We start from the raw sequence: 18,872 nt of genomic DNA on the forward strand, positions 1-18,872 counted from the left end.
CCAATCGATTCTGATTGGGGATTTTCTCTATTATTTCTTGTAATTTTTCTATAAAAGATAGTGTTATGAGTCAAAGCGTTTTCGCTTGCTGGAGCTTGGGATTTTTAAGGCGTCGCGATATTTGGCAACCGTGCGGCGGGAAATAGTAATGCCTTCTGCTTTTAGTAAGTCGACTAATTTTTGATCAGAGTGTGGTTTACCTTTGTCTTCTTCTTCAACGAGGGCTTGAAGACGGACTTTGACGTTATCAGTCGACAAATCTTCGCCACTATCATTTTGAATCCCGACTTTTTGACTGAAGAAGTGCTTTAATTCAAATATTCCAAAATCTGTTTCCAAGTATTTTCCATTGACCGCCCGGCTGACGGTGGACTCATGAATTTCCAGCTCTTCTGCGATATCTTTTAAAATCAAAGGTTTAATCGGTCGGCTTTCATCTAAGAAGAATTCTTGTTGGTGGGCGATAATTGCTTGTCCCACGCGTAAAATTGTATCACCACGTTGTTGTACCATTTTTTGCAGGGATTCAAAATCTTGTTTTTTCTCATTTAGATATTTTTTGGTCTCGTCATCGGCTTTTTTTGCCATTTGGTCAAAGTAGCTTTGCTGGAAGTGCATTTCTGGCATGCCCCGCCGGTTGCTGGTGATTTTAATTTTTTTTCCGTCACTTATTTTGACTGTCAAATCCGGGATAATGTATAAGCCATCGGTGGTGCCAAAACTTGCTCCTGGCGTAGGGGTTAGCGTTTGAATATAGTCGAAGACTGTTTGTACTTCGCTAACTGGAATAGCTAACTTTTTCGCTAGTTCAGGCCATTTGCGATTTACCAAGTCCTCAAAATGTTCTTCTAAGATAAGGTAAGCCAAATTAGGCGCTAAATCATCTCTTTCAGTTTGTAGCATGAGACATTCTTGTAAGTTACGGGCACCAACCCCAGCAGGGTCCAATTGCTGAATTAAAGTTAAAGCGTCTAAAACTTGTATCTTTGTGGCCTGCATTTTTGTAACAACTTCATCTAAATCAATTGTTAAAAAACCGTTTAAATCAATATATTCAATTAAAAATAAAACAATGTCACGTAAAAACGTATCGCGATAATTCAAGTGAACTTGTTCGATGAGATATTCAAACAACGAAATACGATCATCCGGAATTTGGCTTAAGTAGTTCAATTCTTCGCCACTGGAAGAACGGGGCTTGGAATAGCTTAAGGCGTAATTAGCTTCTGATACTTCGATTAAAGGATTTTCCATTGCTTTTGTTTCGACAAATTCGGCTAATTCATCAATTGAAAATTGCAAAACTTGAATTGATTGTTGCAATGACTGTGTCATAGCAAGCTTTTGCGATTGTTTTTGCTTTTGTGAAAAACTTTGTTGAAATTTCATGTATTTTCCTCTTGATTTTATTCTGATTATTAGCTAAACTAACATATGTTCGGCGCTCTTAGTGTAGTGGATATCACGTAAGATTCCGGTTCTTGAGACAGGGGTTCGATTCCCTTAGAGCGCGTTAAGACATCTTCTAGCTAAGAAGGTGTCTTTTTTTATTGCGGTGAAAAAACGCTATCAAACAGCTACTGAGCTATTTTAACATGATTTTTGTTGGAAATGAATGCTTCAAAAGTGATAATTTAATTTTTCCCTTACGCAAATAAAGGATCAATTGAAAATAAGGGCTTTTGTTTTCGTTGTGCAATTTATCACTTGGCGTTAGATTAATTAGTAAAGCGATTTAACGTAATAGCGCAGTTTTCAGAAGTATTTTTCTTAGCTTTTTAGTTGCACAATAGAATGGAAAATGGTACTATTACTTCCGTAAGGTTAAAGGAATTTGACCTGCAGTAAATTTTTTTTGGTCTCGATGGGTCGAAATAGGTCTACGATGGACATAAACCGTCCATTGTCAAAAAAGGAGAGTAATCATGCTTGATGACTTAAAATTGATTGAAGCAGTTGCTCCTGATATCCTGCATGTTTTGCAAGAGCGTTATAAAATCTTGCGAAATATTTACTGGATGCAGCCTATTGGTCGCCGAAACTTAGCAGATAGTTTGAATATGACCGAACGGATTTTACGTACCGAAACGGATTTATTAAAACGATTAGCTTTAATTGATGTCTCAAAAAGTGGTATGAGCTTAACTAAAACGGGTGAAAAAGTTTTTACCGATTTAGGCAAAGTAATGGATCAACTTTTTGGCATGCATCAATTAGAAAAACAGTTGGCCAATCATTTTGGCATTGCCCGCTGTGTAATATCTGCTGGTGATAGTGACCGACAAGAAAAAGTCGTGAAAAACTTTGGTGAGAGTTTAAATGAATCGTTAGATTTACTTTTACCTGAAGGCAAGAACGTCATCGCGGTAATGGGTGGGACAACAATGGCCCAAGTTGCCGAATGTCTGACAAACCTTGAAAGTGATGAACGACATAACCTTTTTGTACCGGCCAGAGGTGGTATTGGAGAGGCTCTGACTGTACAAGCCAACTCAGTTTCTGCTATGATGGCAATGAGGTCAAATGGTGAACATCGGGCACTTTATGTCCCAGAACAATTAAGTTCTGACACGTATCGTTCCCTTATGAAGGAACCCTCAATCCTTGAGGTGTTAAACTTGATAAGCCATGCTGACTGTGTTATTCATAGTATTGGGCGTGCTTTGCATATGGCGGCTAGACGCAAGATGAGTGAAAATGAAATCTTGATGCTAAAACAAGCCAATGCAGTCGCTGAATCATTTGGTTATTTCTTTGATGAAACTGGTAAAGTGGTCTATAAAGTGCCACGGATTGGTTTACAATTAAAAGATTTACAAAAGGTGCCAATTATTTTAGCTGTTGCCGGTGGCAAAACTAAAGCTAAAGCAATTAATGCGTATATGCAAAATGCACCAAAACAAACGTGGCTTCTAACTGATGAAGCTGCTGCAAATGAGATTTTAAAAGGGGTAACCCTTTAAAATAAAAAACCTGATTTTCATAAGGAGGAAATCGCAATATGACAGTTAAAGTAGGTATTAATGGATTTGGACGTATCGGCCGTTTGGCATTCCGCCGCATCCAAGACGTAGACGGAATTGAAGTTGTTGCAATCAACGACTTAACAGATGCGAACATGCTTGCACACTTGCTAAAATACGATACAACTCAAGGACGTTTCAACGGTACAGTTGAAGTTCACGATGGTTCTTTCAACGTTAACGGTAAAGAAGTTAAAGTTTTAGCTAACCGTAACCCTGAAGAATTACCATGGGGCGAACTAGGTGTAGAAATCGTATTAGAATGTACTGGTTTCTTCACTTCTAAAGAAAAAGCTGAATTACACTTAAAAGCTGGTGCTAAACGTGTAGTTATCTCAGCTCCTGGTGGTAACGATGTACCAACAATCGTTTACAACACTAACCATGAAACACTTACAGGTGACGAAACAGTTATTTCTGGTGCTTCTTGTACTACTAACTGCTTAGCTCCTATGGCTAAAACTTTACAAGACAAATTTGGTATCATCGAAGGCTTGATGACAACTATCCATGCTTACACTGGTGACCAAAACACATTAGATGCTCCACACCCTAAAGGCGACTTCCGTCGTGCGCGTGCGGCTGCAGCTAACATCGTACCTAACACAACTGGTGCTGCTAAAGCTATCGGCTTAGTAATTCCTGAATTGAACGGCAAATTAGACGGTGCTGCTCAACGTGTTCCAGTTCCAACTGGTTCATTAACAGAATTAGTAACTGTTTTAGATACTAAAGTTACTGCTGACGAAGTAAATGCAGCAATGAAAGAAGCTTCAGACGAATCATTTGGTTACACTGCTGACCCAATCGTCTCTTCTGACATCGTTGGTATGACTTTCGGTTCATTATTTGACGAAACTCAAACTAAAGTAATGACAGTTGGCGACAAACAATTAGTTAAAACTGTTGCTTGGTACGACAATGAAATGTCTTACACTGCTCAATTAGTTCGTACTTTAGAATACTTCGCTAAATTATAAGATTCGCTTACGTGTAATCTAATGTAGTGATTTTAAAGCGGGGAAGCGACGCGCTTCTCCGCTTTTTTTATGAGATAAATTTAGGAGGCAAACATACAGATGGCTAAAAAAACAATCGAAGACATTCAATTAAAAGATAAAAAAGTTTTAGTCCGTGTTGACTTTAACGTGCCGTTAAAAGATGGTGTAATTGGTGATGATACACGTATCAAAGCTGCTTTACCAACTATCAAATATGTAATCGACAATGGCGGCAAAGCAATCTTATTCTCACACTTAGGTCGTGTGAAAACACAAGAAGATAAAGCTGGCAAATCTTTAGCACCCGTTGCAAAACGATTGGGCGAATTATTAGGTAAAGAAGTAACTTTCGTACCTGAAACTCGTGGTAAAGAATTAGAAGACGCCATTGCAAATATGCAAGACGGCGATGTTTTAGTATTTGAAAACACACGTTTTGAAGATATCGACGGTAAAAAAGAAAGCGGTAATGACGCTGAATTGGGCAAATACTGGGCATCTTTAGGCGATGTATTCGTAAACGATGCATTCGGTACTGCTCACCGTGCCCATGCTTCTAACGTTGGTATTGCTTCAACAGGTATCCCAACTGTTGCTGGTTTCTTAATGGAAAAAGAAATCAAATTCATCGGTGAAGCTGTTGAAAATCCTAAACGTCCAATGATCGCTATCTTAGGTGGCGCTAAAGTATCTGATAAAATCGGTGTAATTGAAAACTTGATTCCAAAAGCGGACAAGATTTTAATCGGCGGTGGTATGACATATACTTTCTACGCAGCTAAAGGTATGGCAATTGGTAAATCATTAGTTGAAACAGACAAAATCGAATTAGCAAAAAGCTTAATCGAAAAAGCTGGCGACAAATTAGTTTTACCAATCGACAATATTTGTGCAGCAGAATTTTCAAATGATGTGCCAACTGAAACTGTTGAAGGCGAAATAAAAGGCGATGTTATGGCTTTAGATATCGGTCCTGCATCTATTGCTTTATTTGCTGAAACATTAGCTGGAGCAAAAACTGTTGTTTGGAACGGACCTATGGGTGTGTTTGAAATGTCTAACTTTGCTAATGGTACAATTGGTGTTTGTGAAGCAATTGCTAACCTTGAAGATGCAACAACAATCATCGGTGGTGGTGATTCTGCAGCAGCAGCTGAACAATTAGGCTTTGCTGACAAATTCACGCACATTTCAACTGGTGGTGGTGCCTCTCTAGAATTATTAGAAGGTAAAACATTACCAGGTTTAGCTGCTATTAACGACAAATAATTTAAAGTTGAAATGGTCTTGAAAGGGGAACCTTTTGAGCTAATTTTACGAGTAAATTTTTAAAAGAGGAGTTGCACAAAATGCGTAAACCAATTATCGCCGGAAACTGGAAAATGAACAAAACCTTATCAGAAGCACAAAGCTTTGCAGAAGCAGTGAAAACTGCGGTTCCTTCAAAAGATTTGGTAGATTCTGTGATCGGTTCACCTGCTTTATTCTTAGCACCATTAGCTTGGAGCTTGAAAGATTCTGAAGTACAATTATCTGCTCAAAACTGTTTCTGGGAAAACGAAGGAGCCTACACTGGTGAAAACTCACCAGCTGCGATCGCAGACCTTGGCGTACAATATGTGATCATTGGTCACTCAGAACGTCGCGAATATTTCCACGAAACAGACGCAGAAATTAACAAAAAAGCAAAAGCAATTTTTGCCAACGGTATGACACCAATCTTGTGCTGTGGTGAAACTTTGGAAACTTACGAAGCAGGCAAAACTGCTGAATGGATCGAAGGTCAAATCACTGCTGGTTTAGCTGATTTATCTGCTGAACAAGTTTCAAGTATGGTAATTGCTTATGAACCAATCTGGGCAATCGGTACTGGTAAATCTGCTGATGCTAACATTGCAGACGAAATCTGTGGTGTTGTACGTCAAACAGTTGCTAAATTATATGGTTCAGAAGTTGCTGATAAAGTACGTATCCAATACGGCGGTTCAGTTAAACCTGAAAACATTGCAGAATACATGGCCAAAGAAAACGTTGACGGCGCATTAGTCGGCGGCGCAAGCTTACAAGCGGATTCATTCTTAGCCTTATTAGATGCAGTTAAATAATCTAACAACAACATTAAAAAAATGAGTTTTAATTTGCAGAAATGCATAAAATTCACTAAAATTGTGGATGAAGGGTTTTAACCCTTTTGAAATACAAATCAAAGGAGAGAGACAAACATGTCAATTATTACTGATGTTTACGCACGCGAAGTCCTTGATTCACGTGGTAACCCAACAATCGAAGTAGAAGTATACACAGAATCAGGTGCTTTTGGTCGCGGTATGGTTCCTTCAGGCGCTTCAACTGGTGAATATGAAGCCGTTGAATTACGCGATGGTGACAAATCTCGTTATGGCGGCAAAGGCGTTCAAAAAGCCGTAGACAACGTAAACAACATTATTGCAGAAGCTATCATTGGCTACGATGTTCGTGACCAAATGGCTATCGACAAAGCAATGATCGAATTAGACGGAACTCCTAATAAAGGTAAATTAGGTGCCAACGCAATCTTAGGCGTTTCAATCGCTGTAGCTCGTGCAGCTGCTGATTACTTGGAAGTACCTTTATACCACTACTTAGGCGGTTTCAATACTAAAGTGTTGCCAACTCCTATGATGAACATCATCAATGGTGGTTCTCACTCAGATGCGCCAATCGCATTCCAAGAATTCATGATCTTACCTGTAGGTGCACCTACATTTAAAGAAGGCTTGCGTATGGGTGCTGAAGTATTCCACGCATTGAAATCTATCTTATCTGAACGCGGCTTAGAAACTTCAGTCGGTGACGAAGGTGGTTTTGCACCTCGTTTTGAAGGTACTGAAGATGCTGTTGAAACAATCGTTAAAGCAGTTGAAAAAGCTGGCTACAAAATCGGCGACGATGTACGTTTAGGGTTTGACTGTGCAGCTTCTGAATTCTACGAAAACGGCGTATATGACTATGCTAAATTCGAAGGTGAAGGCGGAGCAAAACGTACTTCAGAAGAACAAGTTGCTTACTTGAAAGAATTAGTTGAAAAATATCCATTCATCATCACTATTGAAGATGGTATGGACGAAAACGACTGGGAAGGCTGGGAAAAATTAACAGCTGAACTAGGAGACAAAGTTCAATTAGTTGGTGACGACTTGTTCGTTACAAACACTGAAAAATTATCTGAAGGTATCGAACGTAACGTTGGTAACTCAATTCTTATCAAAGTTAACCAAATCGGTACATTAACAGAAACTTTCAATGCTATTGAAATGGCTAAAGAAGCTGGTTACACAGCAGTTGTTTCTCACCGTTCTGGTGAAACAGAAGATTCAACAATCTCTGATATCGCTGTTGCAACAAACGCTGGCCAAATCAAAACTGGTTCTCTTTCACGTACTGACCGGATTGCTAAATACAACCAATTATTACGTATCGAAGACCAACTTGGCGACGTTGCGGAATACAAAGGCGTTAAATCTTTCTACAACTTGAAAAACAAATAATCTGGTAATGTAAAAGCAGCTATACCAATTTTTCAGAAATGATAAAATTAGTGTAAAAAGTGTTTCTACTTTTATGTTCTAGTATTATTGCTAAGTGCCTTTCTTATGTCAACTAATGACATGAGAGGGGCATTTTTTTATGCACTATGAACGATTAGTAAAGGAATACTTGTTAGAATTGAAATTGGAAAATTATTCAAAAAGAACGATTGAGTCTTATGAACAACATCATCGAAAATTTATAGACTATTACAGAAAAGAAATTAGTTCACCGATTTTAATTGAAGATGTTTCAAAAATTCATTATAAGTTGTTCATCAGTTTTTTATTGGATTGCCAATTAAAAAGTAGTTATATAAATGCAATTTTAAAAACTCACAAAGCTTTCTGGAACTATTTAGTAGCTGAGAAAGTAGTCAAAGTTAGTCCTCTGGAAACGATAAGGTTATTAAAGGAAACAAAGCCATTATTAACTACATTCAATGATAAAGAAGTAAAGGATATGCTGAATGTGTGGAAATTTGATACCTATTTAGGAGCAAGAAATAAGTGTATTATTGCTCTTTTAGCAGATACAGGTATACGTGTATCTGAACTATTAAATTTAAAGGATACAGATTTAGCTGAAAACTATATCCGAATATTAGGAAAGGGGAGTAAATGGCGAGTAGTGCCAATCTCATCTGAATTAAATTATTTTATTACTCGATATAGAAGGATTCGAGATAGTCATTTTTATACACTTAGAAATTATCATGGCAAAACAAGAAAATTAGATGAACAGCTATTTTTAGGGAAAACAGGAAGAAAAATTAAGACGGTGACGAATATTGAATTGATATTGAAAGAAACAGGTAAGAGAGCAGGCGTTAGGGCAACTGTTAGGTGTAGTCCTCATACACTAAGGCATTATTGGACGGTAAAGAATTTGCAGATGGGGCAAGATATTTTTACAATAAGTAAGATGTTGGGGCATTCCAAACTAGATACAACGAAAATTTATATCAGTAGTATCACGGATGAACAATTAGTAGATAAAGCGGTAAAGACAAGTCCTTTGGGTAGTATACTTTAAATTAGTAGTCAAATTCAGGAGAACATGCTTAAATAGTGTTCTCCTTTTGATTTTCATATATTTAATCACTTGTGATTGTGTGTTCTACAAATTTGCAACCTCCAGATTATGATGCTATAAAGGTCCTTAGCAGGGATACTTTTATAATTAGTATCCATCATGAATCCTATTCTATCAATGTTTTATTTTTGATTTATAAGGAAATGGATACTTTTATATTGAAATGCACTATAAGTATCCATAAATAGTGCATATTTGGGAGGTAATTTATGGGACAAAAAAAGATTAATGTCAAACCGATAAAAAATAAAGAAACGCTAATTCAATTTGGAGAAGAATTACAAAAGGGCAAACACGGAAAAAGAGATTTTTTGATTATGGCAATTGGAATAAAGACAGGGTTACGGATTTCAGATATTCTGAACTTAAAGGTATCTGATGTGAAAAATAAGATACAGACAGAAATTGTTGAAATAAAGACTGGTAAAAAAAGAACTCTTCATCTGAAATCATTAACATCAAACATTATTGATTATTTAAATACAGAACATAGTGCGGAATCTGAGTGGCTATTTCCAAGTCCAACAGATAGTAGTAGACATTTAGCCAGTCATCAGTATTATAAAATCCTACAGAAAGTTGCAGATAATCTAGGGTTAGATTATATTGGCACACATACACTTAGAAAAACATTCTCTTATTTCTTTCTAAAACAGAATAAGGGTGATATTGTTACTCTGATGAAGATTTTAAATCATAGTAGCCAAGCAGTAACTTTGCGATACGCAGGAATTGAAGAAGAAGATATAAAAGCTAAACTTGAAGATTTTGACCCGTTTAAGTAAGTAAAAGCACAATCATTTAAGATTGTGCTTTTTGCTTGACTCGTTTTAATTGAATAGTATTATACTTTTCCTTATTCAAATAACTCTGAAAATACAAGACATCTGCATTATCATAATCTGCTTTGTCATTAGAAAGATAAATGGTATCCTTAGAGTTTTTGTGCAAGGTTAAATAATAGAAGAAGTCAACTACAGAATAAATTGCTCGTAATGTATATTGATTATTTTCTTTCACAAAATAACCAAGGGTATTAGAATCATTCAGATAAATCAAAATATCATCCCGAATAAGTGTGGTATTATTTTCCAAGTTTCTAAATGAGACATCTGCTAAGTTGGATTGTATGGCAGGGATATACTCTTTATTAGGAATAGCTAATATATCTACAGTATCTATAGAAGTTGTATAGTAGCGTTTTTCTAGCATATCTGAAAAAGAAGCTACTCTAATTGGGAATTTAGTCAATTCGTTGATGATAAATTGACTAAAATACTTTCTATCTTCTTCAGAAGATAATTGATTGAACCGGTTATTTGCAAGTTTTTTTATAGATTTATCATTTTTATAGTTATATTTACCTGAAGCAAATACTGAAAGATAGAGCTGTTTATTTTTATCTAGGGAATCAATTACTTGAATTTTATTGGTATACAAGCCAATTGAAACCAAATATTGAACGACCATTGACTGCAAGTCTAAATCCTTCATATGTTTCAAGTCATATTTATCAACATAATAAAAATGTTTATTTAATTTTCCTTTAGAAATGATTTTATTCTTTTTTAAGGTCTTTAATCGTGCTTCTAAGCTGATGCGATTGCATTGCAAGAGCTTAATCAAGGTGTTCTCATATATTCCGTTTGATTGGGTAATGATGTCTACTAATTCCTCAGAGTCAATTGCTCGTTTGTTGACAAAAAGTGTGGTCATATACACTCCCTCCTATATTTTTATCTGTTAATTTTTTAAAAGTATCTATTCTCGAAACTATCCATTAGTAACCCTACACTCATAACTATCCATTCTCATTTCTATCCATCTGTAAGAGGTGTGATTCACATAGAAATTTTTTAAAATTCTTCATGGGCAGCTGTTTTTGAAAATTCACGGAGGTTTCCATTGTAATTTCTCCGAATTCACATCAAAATTGGCATAGTTTTCAAAAAGTTATCACAAAAGTTCTCATTTTGTTATCATCTATTTTTTTGGAAAAACCTCTTTTTTAGGGTTGATGGAGGGTTTAGGTAGGGTATGAAAATTAATAAATGTAAGGATTATGAAGGGGTTCATAATTTAGTAAAGTATCCCTGATTTAAAAAGTATCCATCTCGTAATTATCCCTTTTATTAACTATCCATCTCTATTTTATCATCTAAAAGTAGGAGATGGAAATTTGAACGTTGAGTGCAAATTTACTTGACTATAAAAGTAGTGTGTTCTAAAAAAATCCTTAACAAATTTTGTTAAGGATTAATATTTTACTGAATGAACATAGTTAAATTTAGATTAAGCATTTCGCTTACTGACGAATAATTTTAAAATTATTTCCGAATTGTTCGATATAAAGACCTTCTCCATATTTAGTTGAGATTTCTATATATTGACCAATTACAAAAGTATTCTCCATGTTATGGTTTGTTGTAGTTGCATCATATCTAGACAAGGTGTTTGGTAGATAAAATGTTTGAACTAAATTCTTATTGGTAAAAGCAGTATAGCCTAAAAAAGTTACACCTTCAGGAATGTATACCTCAGTAATTTTAGTATTAGTAAATACAGAGTCTTTTATCTCTTTTAAAGTATTTGGTAACGTTATTTTTTCTAAATTCGTAGCATTCAGACCAAAAAGATTATCCAATACTGTAGCACCATCAGGTAAATATAATTCCTTTATTTTTGAACCGTCTAAGAAATTGCTTTTAAATATATGAGAACCATCAAATCCTTTTTCAAAATTTACTTTTGTAACTTTAGTATCCGAGAATGTTGTGCTAGAAATGTAGGTTATTTTTTTACCATCTATTTCTTTTGGAATTGTTATCTCAGTTTCTTCGCCAGTATAATCATATATAAAGGCTTCATTACCATCAGGGAGTGTTTTAAAGTAAACAGATTCAGTAGGATTTTCTTCAGTGATATTTCCAATTAAATTATCTTGAGATTGCTCTAAACTATCAGTAAAAATTCCTGATAATGTAGGTTTCAACGTATCTTTAAATAATATATAACTAATCAATACAAAAATACCAAAAATTATTATACCAACGACTATGAATAGTCCTTGACTTGTTCCATTTGTCATGAAAAATGACCTCCTTTTTTGTTTTTTAATACATATGTTATTATAGCATATAATGGAGTTGATATAAATTTTTTAATACACTATAAATGTTGATATATAGGTTCATATAGACTATTCTTATTAAGAAAATTGGGAAATAATAGAAAAGTAAAGTGATGATTTATTTACTAGACAATTGTTATTTTTTATGTGATAATAAAACTACCTTGACGAGAACCATTTGAATAGCCTCTATGGTTTTAAATGATTTTTTCATTTACCCTGTCTATTTCCCAGTAGTCAGGGTATTTTTGTATTTAAAAAGAAATTATTAAACTAAGGAAAAGAAAGGAGGAGACCTCGCATGAGAAATAAAACGATTGGCTATATTCGCACTAGCAAAAATACGCAGGACTTAGGACTAGAAGTGCAGAGAAAGGCATTGGAAAAGTTTGAACCTGATGAATTATTTTCTGAGCAGATTAGTGGAAGAAAGGAACATCGAACAGAACTTGACAAAGCATTGAAACGTTTAGAAAAAGGAGATACCTTACTAATTTATAATTTAGCTCGGTTAAGCAGGTCATCTAGGCAATTGGTAAATCTGATGTCTGAACTGAATGAGAAAGAGATATATCTGAAAAGTATTCAAGAATCCATTGATACCAGAACAGCGAGCGGACGACTATTCTTCACCGTTTTAGCAGGTATAGCAGAATTTGAAGCAGAAAGTATTAGTTTACGAACAAAAGAGGCGTTAGCTAACTCGGATAAACGACTAGGGAGACCACCAATTAAGAAAAGTAAATGCAAAAAAATTATTATTTTGTATACAGAAAATCAGCTATCACTGAAAGAAATTGCAAACAAATGTGGTGTGTCTGAGAAAACTGTTTATAACATTGCTAAAAAAGCAGGCTTGTCCAGAAAATGAGACTTGTCATTTCAAGGGACAAACGATAGAATTTAGTAGTATAAGTTGGTAATTAACCGGCAATAAATCAACGTTTTTTACCGATACCAAATTAAAAAAATAATTTACATAAAAAAGACGATTGTATCAACATTTCAGAAGTTGATTCAGTGGTCTTATTTTTGTGCAGAAAAAACGTTGATTTTTTGCATCAAGAAAGTTTAAGAAAGGATTGAAATAATGGCGTTAAAGGGCGGAAGGATTTTTCAAGAAATGATAGAAGTACCTGACGAAAAAGAAAAAGGGTGTGGCTGTATTGGTTGGATAGTATTATTAGTAATTGTCATAACCATTTTGATACATGTATTGGATTTTGTTTTCCAACATCTGTTTATTTCCTTTTTGTTTGTTGCTGGAATAGTGTTTGTGATTAATTTATTTAATAAAAGATAACAGAAGAGGTGAATAAAATGAAAAAATGGATGAAAATGGGAACAGCGTTAATTGGAATTGTTCTGATAAGCGGTGGAACAGAAGCTTATTTATATTCACAAATAAAAGAACCAGTGGTAGCAAAAGCAGTTAATAGTAATTCTTCGACAATTAAAGAAAAACCTATTGAAAATGAAAGTAGTTTTAACAGTAATATATCGATAGATTCAACTGAAAAAGTTGAAGAATTAAGTGCGATAGATGAATTTAAACAGTTGCAAAACGATGAAAGTCACTCTGAAGTATCATTAGAAGATAAAATAAAAATCGATGATGACAGGTTCAATACGAATATTGTTGTAAATCAACAAGATATTTATGAAGCTTTTGAGATGGATGGATTAAATGTAGGCACTTTATTTTATAATGGGAATCCTAGTGCTTCAAACCCATTTTTTTATATAGGTAACTCTAAAGCCGAAGTAGTCGAGGCAACAGTAATTGGTTCAAATCTACAAATTGACAGTAGTAAATATGATAAATTTGTGACTCTGCTTTTAAATCAAGGTTCTGGTGAAACAAATTATTATTTAGTAACTCAAAAAGCTGATGAAATAATAATAAGTTTACACACTGTAAAAGACTTGGTAACAGAAGAAAATCGTGTAGAAAAAGCATTACTGGTAGTAAAACCTATCCATTCAAAGGAAGCAACGGACACAAGAGATATAAGTAAAATGTTAAGTAGTCTAGAAAATGAGGAAGCTCCATCACTTGCAGTTTTAAACAACCAAATGAGTATAAATGGAAAAAATACTTCTCATTTGGATAACGTATATGTCTCACTAACCGATAATAATGAACCTATTTATTTATACAAGCAAGTGTTTGATGGTGCTTTAGATAAATTTGAACAATATTTTTTCACTATTGCAATGTTTGACCACTTTTTCATGTAAGGAGAATAGATGAATACTAATCAATTAGCCCGAAAGAAATATGTTCAAAATAAAGTGAAGAAAGTATTTGTTCAAGCGAATGTAACTATTCCTAAAGTAGTAATCAATAAAATAGCTAAGGCTCTATACACGGAATTTACAAATTTATCTATTGAAGAACAAGAGAGAGTATTATTCAGTGAAGAATTAGTAGCTTGTCTTTGGGAGAAACATGTAGTAACAAAAGAAAAAGAATTGTTAGAAGAGATGTGAGTAAAGTCATGTCTCTTTTTTTTACAAAAATCTATCTCAAAAATATTGTCAAAAACCACTTAAAAAATGACCCTTTAAAAAGCCAGTAAAATCAAGGGTTTTCTACTTGTTGACAGAAATACAAGATTATTGTAATATCAACGATTTTTCAATGGATTTTTGAAAAAACACCTCTCAAACGACACGAAAAAATTTTTGTGGGTAATTCTACGCTTAAATGAATCTGAGAGGTGTTTTTTTAATATGTAGATATATATATAATTAGAATAAACCTTGATATATCAAGGTTATTAAGTTCTTTTTATCTATTTAAAAAAGTCGTAGAAAAAGGGAAGTTATAAAAGATGATTTTTGATAAAAAGCCACTAATTATTTTTTAGTGTCTGATTGTGACAGAATTACTTTACTTCAGATTGAAATGATGATATAGTCCGGCAACAATGATTAATAAAATAATTAATGGAGGATAAATATATGAATGTAAAAAAATTAACAGAAGAGGAATTGATTGAGAAACAAGAAAAGGTAAAAGCTTTGCTACATATCTTAGATAAAATTTACGGAGTTAAAATGACTGTGTTTTCTAAGGCAATCGGTATTCATAACCAAAACTTGCATAATTTTAGAAAAGGAAAACGTGGATTGACAGAAGAAAAAACGGTGCTTTTAGAGAAAGTAATTGTTAGAAAATACGGAAGATTACTAATGTTGGAGGACAGTGACTATGAAAGTTTATCTAAGTAATATTCCGAATAAAGAAAAACCCAATCAGTATATGGTGAAAAAGATTTCTAATACGATTATGAATAATCTAAGAGAAATAACAATACAAGAATTTGCAGAAGAATTAGCAGTAAATGGAAAAACAGTGGTTTTAGCTGAATTATCAGAAAATAAGTTATCAAAAATGACGAAGATTGTCGGACAAGAACTAGTGATGTTGGATTTTGATAATAAGGATGAAAATAATTTCTATACTATCGAAGATTTAGAACAAGACACATTTATGCAAGAAAATGCTTGTTTTATTTATCGAACATTTAGCGATATATATTCTGAAATTGATAAATTTAGAGTGGTCTTTCATTTAGACAAATTGGTGACTGAGAACCAAGTGATAGAACAGATTTATCAATCTTTATTTAAAAAGTATCCACAAGCAGATAGTAGCGTTGGTCAAACCAATAGATTATTTTTTGGAAGCAATAGTGGCTATGAAGTGATTGATTGGGATAATCGGTTAGATACTATAAAATTAGCAGAGGTAAGAAATACAGATATTTCTAAAGAGGTCAAAGCTATAAGTGGTGAAATGATTGATGATTCTATACCTAATTATGAATTATTAAAATTAGGTAGATTGGATATTGTTAAAAATAAACTAGGAGATAATTATAAACAAGAATTTCCTGATGATTATAATGCAATGAACTATTTTAAATCATTAGACATGAGAGAGTTTCTTGAATTATCTGAAGAAAATCCATTTTTTGATATTTTCCATAAAGAAGATAATCCTAGTGCAAGTGTGTTTTATGCTGAAGAACATGGCATTTATCTATATAAATGTTTTTCTGCCAGCAATAAGTATTGTGGGAATATTATCTCTTTACTGGAGCGTTATTTAAAAATATCTTCAATCGAAGTAGTTAATTTATTAGTAGAACTTACTGGCTCGACTGTAACAAATACTTCACAACTAGGTCAAAGTAAATTTAATGCTCAAAAATTTAAGCGAGAACTACAATCAGGAGAATTAAAACAAACGTATCCTGAACTCTATCAATATTTTAGTAAATATCAAGTTGAGATTCCTATTGTTTTAGACTTTATGTATGATTATGTTTATATGGATGATAATGGTGAACTAAGATATTTAAATTATTACAGCATTAAAAATCTGGCAAAGCAATTAGCTAGAGTAACGAACCAAAAGAAAGTAAGCTTAGATAGGACAAGAAAAATTCTTTATCATATGATTGTTACTGAGATTGTTAAAAAGAAACCAGAAGCAGAAATTCCTAAGGATATATTTAATGGTTTGATACTGGAACAAAAGAAAGATTGCACTAAGCTAAGAACGAGTAACATCTACGAACCAACAAACTTGACGGATGAAAACACAGCAGTTAGTGAAGGAATCGCTAAGGTTTTAAGAGAAAATAAAGTAACAGTCGGTAGTTTAAGTTATGAATTGGTATATAGACTTTTTGGAGAAGAAAAGGCTTATCAGGATTTTCCACAATCTTATAAACCACTTGTTGAACAGAAAAAAATAAAGATGAGTAAAGCAGACAGTAATTTAAGCCAAGCAAGTGAGAAATTGGAAAAAGCTTCAGTTAGAATTATCATGAACGAGATAGAAGAAAAAGGATATGTATACGAAAAGGATGTTATTTCTAAGTTAGCTAAAGCAAGAAGATTAAAGGTTCGTGACACTGCAGAAAGATTTAAGAAACTAAGAGCGGATATATACAATAAATATGGTTTAAATACGTGTAGACTAACTAAAGAATTGTATAATCAGTTAGGGATTAAGGAGAAGTATTCATCTAAGAATGTTATATATAAAGTGAATTAGCATATTAGACAGGTAGTGTTTCTATCTGTCTTTTTCTATTAGAAATCATTGATAATAAAGGGTTATTTCTATATATTAAGAATATTATCTCTTTTATATCAATTCAAAATTGCGTATTGAACAAGAAAAATACGTATAGTTTTCCCTAGAAAATACTGGCATAATTGATAGAAATCATTATACACATCTATATAGGATATTCCCTCTAGATGTGTATAATGAGGAGGCTTATAAAAGCCAATAAAATCAATAGAAAACTACGTGTTTTTTCTAAAATCAATACGCACTTTTTATATTCCCTCTAGATGTGTATAATGGGAAGGTCAAAAAAAGTCAATAGATTCTAGGGTAATTTAACTGTTTTCACACATATCTTTACGCAAAAACTTATTTACACTTGATAATTGTGTGATAAAAATAGCTATAAAACGTTGATATATCAGTGTTTATATTTTATGGTGACAGCAAGATGTCATCTTGCTTACTTAATCGATGTGCTTAGGTTCAGTAAAATAGCTAAAATTTACTCTTTACCAGTGATTATGTATTTTTATATATAACGAAATTCTATATTTATCTCTTTTTGATTTAACTAAATGAAAGTACTTAGATAATCTATAAGAGCCTCTATCTAACAACAATATACATAATATTATATAAAATGAATTAATGAAGTTTTTAGATAATAAAATAACTCTAAATGTGTTTTAAACAGCATATATTATCTTTAGAGAGTGTTAGAAATTATTTTCGATAAATTATACATAAAAATTTAAAACGTCTTAGAACGTAAAATAAGCAGCATAGAATCAATTGTAGAAATCCATAAAATATTTTTGAACTTTTAAATAGTAAAATGACTTTGTGGATATTAATTTAAATCATAATCTGATGGAAAGATAAAAATTTTACTTGTACCAGTTTTATGATTTGAAAAACTATATGTAAATATTGATATACAAACGTTTAAGTATAGTTTATGAAAATCTTCGATACAAAAAACACCTTTCAGATAACTTTAAGCGTAGAATTACCCACAAATTTTTCTTCGTGTCGTCTGAGAGGTATTTTTTGAAAAATAGTCCTTTAAAAGCTTGATTTAACAATAATCTATTGATTTTGTCAACAAGCAGAAAACTATTGATTTTACTGGCTTTTTTGAAGGTCGATTTTTAAATGGATTTTATCACAAAATTTGAGATAAAAAAATCATAATTATGAATAGCCAATTTAGATTAATTTCTTTAATTCGGTTGCAACAATTTCAGTGCTGATAAAATATTCTGGTGTTTGCTTTGATAAGGAGTATTTGCCAATACTTTCAAAGTAGTCGGTTGCAGATTTGTTTGAAAATCAATAGCTTCAGTAAAGAATTGAAAATGTTGAATCATGTTATTGTTGATACTGAGAATTGAACGATTATAAGTTTGAAGAAATTTCCAATCTACCAGCTTTTAGAAAATACTTTTAATTTCAAGAGGTTTGAAAATAGAGGCAATGCTTTTTTTGGTGGTATGATATTCATAATGTCCTCTAAGTGATTTTCTTTTTTATATCAGATGAACTTCTGTTAGGAATTGATTAATATACGTTTGTTGAAAGCAATAAAATACCCTTTACTTTTTTATTAAATATAACAATTAATTGGATTTATATAAATAAGTAAAGTTAGATGTGAAGTGTTGATACGACAGTTAAAATTGCAATTTAAAAATGACGATGATACTATATAAATATAACATGAATATTCATTATTCTTGTATAAAATTTTATATTAAAGGAGGTCATTTTTCATGACAGATGGAGCTTCACAAGGACTTTTTGTAATCGTAGCGGTGGTAATTTTTGGTATTTTTGTATTAATCGCATATCTTTTATTCCGTGAGACACTAAAAGATTCATTGGAAGGAATCTTCAAAAACGCAACTTCTGCTGCAGAATCAAGCTTGAGTTATGTGAAACCAAAAGGTTAAAACATAAAA

The 18,872-nt window shown here is 33.0% G+C and carries 17 protein-coding genes and 1 tRNA gene; 15 read left to right on the forward strand and 3 right to left on the reverse strand.

Annotated elements, in window-relative coordinates; all coding sequences use genetic code 11:
• Window positions 1-63: 63 nt before the first annotated feature.
• The gene (rpoN, locus tag P3T75_RS04040; RefSeq protein WP_282462285.1) at window positions 64-1,389 is read right to left on the reverse strand and encodes an RNA polymerase factor sigma-54; all 1,326 of its coding nucleotides are present in this window, start codon (window positions 1,387-1,389) and stop codon (window positions 64-66) included.
• 52 nt (window positions 1,390-1,441) lie between these two features.
• Between rpoN and P3T75_RS04045 the strand changes: the two genes are divergently transcribed.
• The 8 genes from P3T75_RS04045 (at window position 1,442) to P3T75_RS04080 (ending at window position 9,471) form a co-directional block, all read left to right on the forward strand.
• Window positions 1,442-1,513, forward strand: a tRNA-Arg gene (locus P3T75_RS04045).
• A 412-nt stretch (window positions 1,514-1,925) separates the two neighbouring features.
• Window positions 1,926-2,963 carry a sugar-binding transcriptional regulator gene (locus P3T75_RS04050; RefSeq protein WP_206905071.1) on the forward strand — a complete coding sequence of 346 codons (1,038 nt, stop codon included), beginning with the start codon at window positions 1,926-1,928 and terminating at the stop codon, window positions 2,961-2,963.
• Between the two features lie 38 nt (window positions 2,964-3,001).
• Entirely contained in the window at window positions 3,002-4,003 is a 1,002-nt protein-coding gene (gene gap / locus P3T75_RS04055; RefSeq protein ID WP_206905069.1) for a type I glyceraldehyde-3-phosphate dehydrogenase, read from the forward strand.
• A 99-nt stretch (window positions 4,004-4,102) separates the two neighbouring features.
• On the forward strand, window positions 4,103-5,293 hold the full coding sequence (locus tag P3T75_RS04060; protein WP_206905058.1) for a phosphoglycerate kinase: 1,191 nt from the start codon (window positions 4,103-4,105) through the stop codon (window positions 5,291-5,293).
• 80 nt (window positions 5,294-5,373) lie between these two features.
• Window positions 5,374-6,129, forward strand: a complete 756-nt coding sequence (tpiA, locus tag P3T75_RS04065; RefSeq protein WP_206905056.1) for a triose-phosphate isomerase — start codon at window positions 5,374-5,376, stop codon at window positions 6,127-6,129.
• A 117-nt stretch (window positions 6,130-6,246) separates the two neighbouring features.
• A complete protein-coding gene (eno, locus tag P3T75_RS04070) occupies window positions 6,247-7,551 on the forward strand; it encodes a phosphopyruvate hydratase (RefSeq protein ID WP_282462286.1) in 1,305 nt (434 codons plus the stop codon).
• Window positions 7,552-7,690: 139 nt separating this feature from the next.
• Window positions 7,691-8,626 carry a tyrosine-type recombinase/integrase gene (locus P3T75_RS04075; RefSeq protein WP_231475225.1) on the forward strand — a complete coding sequence of 312 codons (936 nt, stop codon included), beginning with the start codon at window positions 7,691-7,693 and terminating at the stop codon, window positions 8,624-8,626.
• A gap of 269 nt (window positions 8,627-8,895) precedes the next feature.
• Complete coding sequence (locus P3T75_RS04080; protein ID WP_233130604.1) at window positions 8,896-9,471, forward strand: tyrosine-type recombinase/integrase; 576 nt, start codon at window positions 8,896-8,898, stop codon at window positions 9,469-9,471.
• A gap of 16 nt (window positions 9,472-9,487) precedes the next feature.
• Here P3T75_RS04080 and P3T75_RS04085 read toward each other — a convergent pair whose 3' ends face one another.
• Together P3T75_RS04085 and P3T75_RS04090 are read right to left on the reverse strand one after the other, a co-directional pair.
• On the reverse strand, window positions 9,488-10,402 hold the full coding sequence (locus P3T75_RS04085) for a hypothetical protein (RefSeq protein WP_104870475.1): 915 nt from the start codon (window positions 10,400-10,402) through the stop codon (window positions 9,488-9,490).
• 589 nt (window positions 10,403-10,991) lie between these two features.
• Window positions 10,992-11,774, reverse strand: coding sequence for a leucine-rich repeat domain-containing protein (locus P3T75_RS04090; protein WP_282462287.1), 783 nt, complete (start codon window positions 11,772-11,774; stop codon window positions 10,992-10,994).
• A gap of 343 nt (window positions 11,775-12,117) precedes the next feature.
• Here P3T75_RS04090 and P3T75_RS04095 point away from each other — a divergent pair, with 343 nt between their 5' ends.
• From P3T75_RS04095 to P3T75_RS04125, 7 genes are all read left to right on the forward strand, one after another.
• Window positions 12,118-12,687: a recombinase family protein gene (locus tag P3T75_RS04095; protein ID WP_282462288.1), complete on the forward strand. Its 570-nt coding sequence runs from the start codon at window positions 12,118-12,120 to the stop codon at window positions 12,685-12,687.
• Between the two features lie 219 nt (window positions 12,688-12,906).
• Window positions 12,907-13,119: a hypothetical protein gene (locus P3T75_RS04100; RefSeq protein WP_005233820.1), complete on the forward strand. Its 213-nt coding sequence runs from the start codon at window positions 12,907-12,909 to the stop codon at window positions 13,117-13,119.
• Between the two features lie 17 nt (window positions 13,120-13,136).
• Window positions 13,137-14,057: a hypothetical protein gene (locus P3T75_RS04105; RefSeq protein WP_282462289.1), complete on the forward strand. Its 921-nt coding sequence runs from the start codon at window positions 13,137-13,139 to the stop codon at window positions 14,055-14,057.
• Window positions 14,058-14,066: 9 nt separating this feature from the next.
• Window positions 14,067-14,309: a hypothetical protein gene (locus P3T75_RS04110; protein WP_130760071.1), complete on the forward strand. Its 243-nt coding sequence runs from the start codon at window positions 14,067-14,069 to the stop codon at window positions 14,307-14,309.
• Window positions 14,310-14,783: 474 nt separating this feature from the next.
• Window positions 14,784-15,053 carry a hypothetical protein gene (locus tag P3T75_RS04115; protein ID WP_282462290.1) on the forward strand — a complete coding sequence of 90 codons (270 nt, stop codon included), beginning with the start codon at window positions 14,784-14,786 and terminating at the stop codon, window positions 15,051-15,053.
• Window positions 15,034-16,890 carry a hypothetical protein gene (locus tag P3T75_RS04120; protein ID WP_282462291.1) on the forward strand — a complete coding sequence of 619 codons (1,857 nt, stop codon included), beginning with the start codon at window positions 15,034-15,036 and terminating at the stop codon, window positions 16,888-16,890. Before P3T75_RS04115 ends, P3T75_RS04120 begins: the two co-directional genes overlap by 20 nt.
• Before the next feature lie 1,793 nt (window positions 16,891-18,683).
• Window positions 18,684-18,863 carry a hypothetical protein gene (locus P3T75_RS04125; RefSeq protein ID WP_119364748.1) on the forward strand — a complete coding sequence of 60 codons (180 nt, stop codon included), beginning with the start codon at window positions 18,684-18,686 and terminating at the stop codon, window positions 18,861-18,863.
• The last annotated feature ends 9 nt before the right edge of the window (window positions 18,864-18,872 follow it).

It is taken from the genome of Enterococcus montenegrensis, from assembly GCF_029983095.1.
GTDB classification, from domain to species: Bacteria; Bacillota; Bacilli; order Lactobacillales; family Enterococcaceae; genus Enterococcus_C; species Enterococcus_C montenegrensis.